Annotated in this window: 6 protein-coding genes; 2 read left to right on the top strand and 4 right to left on the bottom strand. The window is 53.1% G+C overall.

The annotated features are described in order from the left end of the window. On the bottom strand, positions 1-1,291 hold a 1,291-nt coding region (locus tag Q0294_RS13650; protein WP_299466299.1), incomplete at its 3' end, for an NAD(P)/FAD-dependent oxidoreductase. Between the two features lie 74 nt (positions 1,292-1,365). After that, positions 1,366-2,613 (bottom strand): hypothetical protein, encoded by a 1,248-nt coding sequence (locus Q0294_RS13645; RefSeq protein ID WP_299466296.1) that lies wholly within the window; start codon positions 2,611-2,613, stop codon positions 1,366-1,368. Positions 2,614-2,935: 322 nt separating this feature from the next. Between Q0294_RS13645 and Q0294_RS13640 the strand changes: the two genes are divergently transcribed. Then, entirely contained in the window at positions 2,936-4,402 is a 1,467-nt protein-coding gene (locus Q0294_RS13640; RefSeq protein WP_299466293.1) for a sulfatase-like hydrolase/transferase, read from the top strand. 13 nt (positions 4,403-4,415) lie between these two features. On the opposite strand, the gene Q0294_RS13635 is transcribed toward Q0294_RS13640, so the two are convergent. Together Q0294_RS13635 and Q0294_RS13630 are read right to left on the bottom strand one after the other, a co-directional pair. Beyond that, a complete protein-coding gene (locus Q0294_RS13635) occupies positions 4,416-5,084 on the bottom strand; it encodes an RraA family protein (RefSeq protein WP_299466290.1) in 669 nt (222 codons plus the stop codon). Beyond that, positions 5,081-5,851, bottom strand: coding sequence for an IclR family transcriptional regulator (locus tag Q0294_RS13630; RefSeq protein ID WP_299466287.1), 771 nt, complete (start codon positions 5,849-5,851; stop codon positions 5,081-5,083). The genes Q0294_RS13635 and Q0294_RS13630 overlap by 4 nt, the downstream gene beginning before the upstream one ends. Positions 5,852-6,021: 170 nt before the next feature. Between Q0294_RS13630 and Q0294_RS13625 the strand changes: the two genes are divergently transcribed. Further along, positions 6,022-6,660: M81 family metallopeptidase (locus Q0294_RS13625; RefSeq protein ID WP_299466283.1), on the top strand; the 639-nt coding region annotated here is incomplete at its 3' end.

Here is a 6,660-nt window from a genome sequence, read left to right as displayed (position 1 = left end):
CGGAGTAGAGTTGTTTGATGTGGACTTCGGGATCGCCGGTGATCAGGCGGGAGCGGCGGGTTTTCCAGATGTAGTTCCAGCACCAGTCGAGCATGACTTTAAAGCGATTGCGAAAGCCGACCAGGAACATCACGTGCAAGATGTTCCAGGAGATCCAGCCCAGGATGCCGCCGTAATGGATTTTGCCGATCGCGGCGATGGCGTTGCCGCGGCCGATCATCGCCATCGAACCTTTATCGTGGTAGCTGAATTGGGGACGCTCCTGTGGTGCGTTGCCGGCGATTTCCGCTTTGATGATTTCTGCGACGAAGCGGCCGGTCTGAATCGCCCCTTGTGCAAGGCCGGGAACCGGTTTTCCCGTCGTGGCGTCAGTCGCGTGGGCGGCGTCTCCGACGACGAAAACTTCCGGATGATCGGGAATCGAGAGATCAGGCCCCACAACGATGCGGCTGCCCCGGTCGATTTCCGTTTTTAATGTTTTTGCCAGGTCCTGCCCCTGCACGCCGGCGGCCCAGAAGACGTTCTCCGCGGGAATGGTTTCCTCGCCGATCACAACCCCCTCTGCGGTGACATCCGTCACATGCACATTCAGGTGAATTTCGACGCCCATTTTTTCGAGCACCTTTTGCGCCATCGCACTCAGGTCTTCGGGCATCGGGCCCACGAGCCGCGAACCGCCGTCCACCAGAATCACGCGTGCCATTCCACTATGAATGTTACGAAATTCCCGGGGCAGCGTTTCGGACGCGACTTCTTTAACAGCGCCTGCCAGTTCTACGCCGGTCGGACCGCCGCCGACGATCACGAACGTCAATATTTTTTTACGTGCTTCTTCGTCGGCTTCCCACTCGGCTTCTTCGAAGGCCAGAAACAGACGCCTGCGGATTTCGAGCGCGTCATCAATCGACTTCAATCCGGGAGCGTGCGCCCGAAATTCATCATGGCCGAAATACGACTGCTGTGCGCCGGTGGCGATCACCAGATAATCGTAATCGAGTTCGCCACCATCGAACTGAACCATTTTTTTGTCAAAGTCAATCGCAGTGACTTCGCCCAGCGCGACATGCACGTTTTTCTGCTTCCACAGGATTTTACGAATCGGTGCGGCGATATTGGCCGGATCAAGCTCACCTGTTGCCACCTGATACAACAGCGGCTGGAACAGGTGGTAATTGTGTTTATCGACCAGATCAATTTCGACAGGGGCATCCTTTAAGGATTTGGCGACATTGATGCCTGCAAAACCTCCTCCGATAACGACAATCCTTGGCAAATTCGAAGAACGGTTCATAGTTTTGCAAATCCCTGAGTTAAGTTGTGGAACGCTGATGCACTTGCGATGTCGGCGGAAACCGGAATCCGACTTTAGTCAAAGACGTGGCCGTGTTCGTAGCGTTCGTCTTTGCCGGCTGCTTCCGTTAATGCGGCGACGTTGGATTTCGTGAAAAAACCTTCATAACCGTGACAGCGTTCCACATATTCTGAAATCAAAATGGAATAAGCGGAGTGTTTCGAAAAAATCTGTTTCAGGTTCGGTTCATCCAGACATTCGCCGACCACGTGCGCCAGAAACGGAATACCTTTCTGCATCAGTGTTTTCACGACATAATCCACATTTTTTTCGCCCCCCCGGTGATTGCCGTCGAGAACTTCATACGCCATATGATGCAGACGTCGTCCGTAGTTTCGCACAAAGTCTTCGGTCGGCATCGGCAGATTTTCGAAGGAATTCACGAAGGAAGGTGTATTGTTGGCGGTGAAAACTTTCGCGGGCGATTTTTTATCATCATCGACATAACCGTTCCGCGTCACGTTCGTCGAAGAATTCATGGATGCAATATTGTAGGCGCCCCAGAAATAATGATTCGACATCGTCAGAAATTCCAGGATCGCATCTTCGCGTTCGCCGGCCAGAATGCGGGTCGCCAGATGATCCAGGCCCAGCACCAGCGAACTCAGTTTCTGATCTTCGGCAAACTGCACGACCTGATTCAGTGAATCGACGACCGAGGCGTCCAGTTCGAAGGGGGTGCCTAACTGCAGCGCGTCGTAATCGTCAATTTCGACCTGCGTATATCCCACGCGATTATAGGTAAAGTCCGAAGGGAACGTGAAGGCAAAATGGGAATCCGTGAAAAACGGATTTTTGGTTTCATGATGGTAATTGAAGCGGATGTTATGCGATTCCAGCGTTTTCTGAGTTTCAACAACGTCTTTCGTACTGAAGATTTCCCCAATGTAACGTGCGTTGGGTTTCTGACTGGAAAGGGGATACAGCCGATTGAACATCGTGATTTCATCGGCGTAATCTTTTGCCAGCGGTTCCAGCATGATCAAACGCGGGAAGTCAGGCTGCGAAGTCAGCACGTATACATTATGTGTCTTATTCTTAAAAGCGGCAGAGAAACGGTAGGGGCTCATCAGATATAACTCGTGCAAGTAGAGCAGGGCGTCTCCCTGTTCCACCTGAATCACGACGGCCCGCATCTGTACCAGTAAATCTTCCAGGCCGCTGCTCTGGCGGCGTTCACAGATTTTCATCCGGTATTCATCAAAGAACTCTGAATTCTTTTTGTCGCCACCCGGTTGATATTCTAATGGATTGATACTCACTGGAGCCTCCCTTTTACCTAATATGCCTTGTGATTTCTGATCAGAATCGTGTGAAAGGAAATGCAGACGGGTCTGGAACTCCGCCCGACCGCCAACATATGCGTTATGTTACTGCATCGAAGATTTTTTGTAATGTTGGTTCCGCTTTCTTTTCCATTTTCGTAGCGCATTTTCAATGACGAATCATTAACAAAACAGACATCCTTCTGGAAAAGCAGATCGGTATGACGCAATTTCTGAATGACTTACTGTAGCTTGCCGGTTATGCTGGGATTACTGTATCAATTAGAGGCCTTGATGTGTAGAGGGGAAATGACGCCTGATGCCGCGATTTTATTTTATCAAATGGATTCCGATCCTTGCCGTTGCCTGCTTTGTCTTGCATAGGGGAGATTTCGCGGAACTATCACTGGCGCGGGCGGAACCGTCGCAGACGCCGAATATCGTGATGATTATCTCAGACGATCAGACCTATCGGGATTTCGGCTTCATGGGCAACCATGAGATTCAAACGCCGCACATTGATCGGCTGGCCCAACAGTCGGCTCGCTACGTGAATGGTTACCTGCCAACGAGTGTCTGCAGCCCGTCGCTGGCCACACTGCTGACGGGCCTGTATCCGCATCAGAGCGGCATTCACTATAATCATCCGCCGCCAGGCAATACTGCGTTGAACAAGATGGCGTCCCGCAAAGAATATGAAACCACCCGCAGCCAGGCCTTTCACCTGATTCAGAACGTGGATACGCTGCCCCGCCTTCTGGCGGCTCACGGATATCGGTGTCTGCAGACGGGCAAGTTCTGGGAAGGCCATTATCGCAATGCCGGTTTTACGGAAGGCATGACCATCTTCGAACCGGTGCCCGGTCAATCTTTCGGCGGCAACCGCAAACTGGCCAACGGCGAACTCGCCGCACATGGAAACGGGGACTGGGGCTTGAAAATCGGCCGCGAAACCATGCAGCCGATTTATGATTTCGTGCGCGACTGCAAAAAAAAAGAAACTCCCTGGCTGGTCTGGTATGCGCCGTACCTGCCGCATCAGCCACATGATTCGCCGCAGAAATATTTTGACCAGTATCGTAAAAACCCGCGCGTATCCGAACAGGAAATCGCCTATTATGCGAGTTGTTCTCAGTTCGATGATACCGTCGGCGATCTGATTCGGTTTGTCGAACGGGAGTCCGACGCGAAAAACACGCTGTTTTTATTCGTGATTGACAATGGCTGGACGCCGGGCACAAGACCGATGAAACCGCGGGAGAATTTTCATCACACGAAAGCGAGCAAACGTTCGCCCTTTGATGACGGGCTGCGTTCACCGATTCTGATTCGCTGGGACGGCGTGACGAAACCGGCAACACATACCGAACTTGTCAGCAGTATCGATATCGTGCCAACGCTGCTGCAGGCAGCCGGGCAGGGGGCCGCGGCGCAGAAGCTGCCGGGCGTGAACCTGCTCCCTTCCGCGACAGGGACAGCGGCGTTACCAAAAAACCGGGCCGTGTATGGCGAGATTTTTCCGGGAGATGCGAAAACACTGGGTCAACCGGAACGAGAAGTCGCCCATCGCTGGATTCGCAAAGGCAATCTCAAACTGATTACCGCGCACAACAAGAATGCGCAGGGCAAAACGTGGAACGATTATACGCGCGGCGATGTTTTATTCGATCTGGAAAACGATCCCGGCGAAACGAAAAATATCATTCACGAAGCCGACGCTGCCGAATCGCTGGCGGAACTGAGAACACTACTCGATGCGTGGTGGAATCCCCAGACATCTGACTGAAGCGTTCCCTCTGTTAAAGAATGCCGTACTTCGCAAAGGCTTCGGTGGCCGACATGCCGTTTTTGATGCTGTCGCGAAAGATATTTTCTTCGTGCACTTTGACCCAGGCCAGTTGAATCACTTCCGTTTCCACCGCTTGAGGAACAACGGCGATGCCATCCACGTCTGCGAAAACCAGATCGCCGGGTGAGAAAAGGACGCCGCCGATTTCCACCGGCACATCCACGTCGATAATTCGCTGGCGGTCTTTACTGTCATAGGGTGAGGTTCCGACGGCCCAGACCGGGAACTGCATGGTGCGCATCTGCCGGACATCGCGGACAGCACCATCGATAATCGCCCCCACACAACCCCGATGTTTGACGGCGGTCGAAAGCAGTTCGCCCCAGATGCCCGAACGCATCGAACCGCTGGCTGCTGCGATAATGACCTCATCGGCTTCGATCGAATCGACGGCCTGCAGTTCCAGCTCATAAGGGCGGGGATCAACGTGATACATGTCTGCCCAGAGACTGGTTTTGCAGCGTCCGACAACCACCGCTTCCACGGTCATCGGCAGCAGTTCTTTGCGCGGCGACTGATTCGTCAGGCCGATGGAATCGAGGGCATCGCAGATAATGGCGGAATGCAGAGACTCTCGCATCATGTCCAGGGTAATGGATTGCGGAAGGGGCTTGTTCATGTTTTGCTCGTATTCTGTTGCTGAATTAGTTTTGAAATCTGTCGGGCCGTGCGGACCACGGCTTTGATAAATCGTGGTAATGCTTTGGCGTCCGCGCGGGCCGTCGGTACACTCAGGCTGATCGCAGCAATGATTTCCTCGCCTTCATAAACGGGGGCACCAATGCAGGTCACGCCTACATCGTTCTGATCCTGTTCGACCGCGTAACCGTCCGCTTGCGCACGCTGATGGATTTTGCGGAGCTGTTTCTGATCGATTACGGTTTCCGTAGTCCGTGCGACGAGTCGGGTGCGTGCGAGGAGCGCGTCCCATTCCTTGTCACTCAGTTGCGCGGTGATGGCGCGTCCCAGTGAAGTCGAGTAAAACGGGTCGGTACTGTTCGGTTCCACAATCCGTCTCAGCGGGTGTGTACTTTCCAGCACACGCAGATAACGGACGTTGGTTCCCCGCAATACGCCGAGATTCACGGTTTCCCCGGTTTCTTCATGCAGAAGACGCAGACAGGGATCGGCGATTTCCGTCAGCCGATCATCGAGGGCCCCCAGCGCCAGTCGCCGCAACTTGGGCGTAATCTGATAGACGCCTTTCTCCACGCGGCTCACATAACCCAGCTCAAGCAGTTCTCCGAGGATGCGGTGCACGGTCGGTTTGTGGAAACCCAGTTCCTGAACGATCTCCAGCAACGGCAGCGCGTCCTTCGAAGCGGCCAGCACTTCGAGTACGTGAAAGGCTTTGCCTAATGATGTTGCTTCCAGTGTTGAAGACATTCAGAAATTGATCCACAATAGAGGGCTGACTCAACCTGATTTGCAAATGCTTGCAATCTTTGTATCGTTCCATTATAGTGAATGGACCGTTCCAGTATAAGATATAGCAAACTGTTTTTCAACCAGAATCGGAAAGACAGCCCGTCTGACCATTTTAAAGGGAGTCAGTGATGCGTGTCGGAATTATTTCCCTGCAACAGGAATCCAATACTTTCATCCAGTCGGCGACAACGCTGGCGGATTTCGAATACGATGTGCTGGCAACCGGCGATGAGATCTACCCGATCTTTAAAACTGCCGCGCACGAAATTGGAGGATTCTTCGCCGGACTGGCAGAGACCGAAATCGAAGCAGTGCCGATTTTTGTGGCCCGTGCTTTACCAGGAGGAACGATCACTGCCGAGACGGTAGAGACGCTGGTTCAGAAAATGTTGCAGGAACTGCAGCAGGCGGGACCATTGGATGGATTACTGGTGGCCCCGCATGGTGCGGGCGTCAGTGAAAACGAGCGTGATCTGGATGGGTACTGGTTGAAGCTGGTCCGTCAGCAGGTGGGAGCAGAACTGCCTATTGTCTGCACGCTGGATGCGCATGCGAATGTTTCTCAAACGATGATTGATGCCTGCGATGCGACGATTGTGTATCGGACGAACCCGCACATTGATCAGAAGGACCGGGGCATGGAAGCGGCTCGTCTCATGCAGCGGATTCTGAAAGGTGAAGTGAAACCGACGCAAGCCGCCTGTTTTGTGCCGGTAGCGATTAATATTGAACGGCAACACACAACTTCGGAACCATGCGCCTCATTA

The sequence above is a fragment of the uncultured Gimesia sp. genome (assembly GCF_937919775.1).
Classification (GTDB): Bacteria; Planctomycetota; Planctomycetia; order Planctomycetales; family Planctomycetaceae; genus Gimesia.
This window is presented reverse-complemented; position numbering and strand designations above follow the sequence as displayed.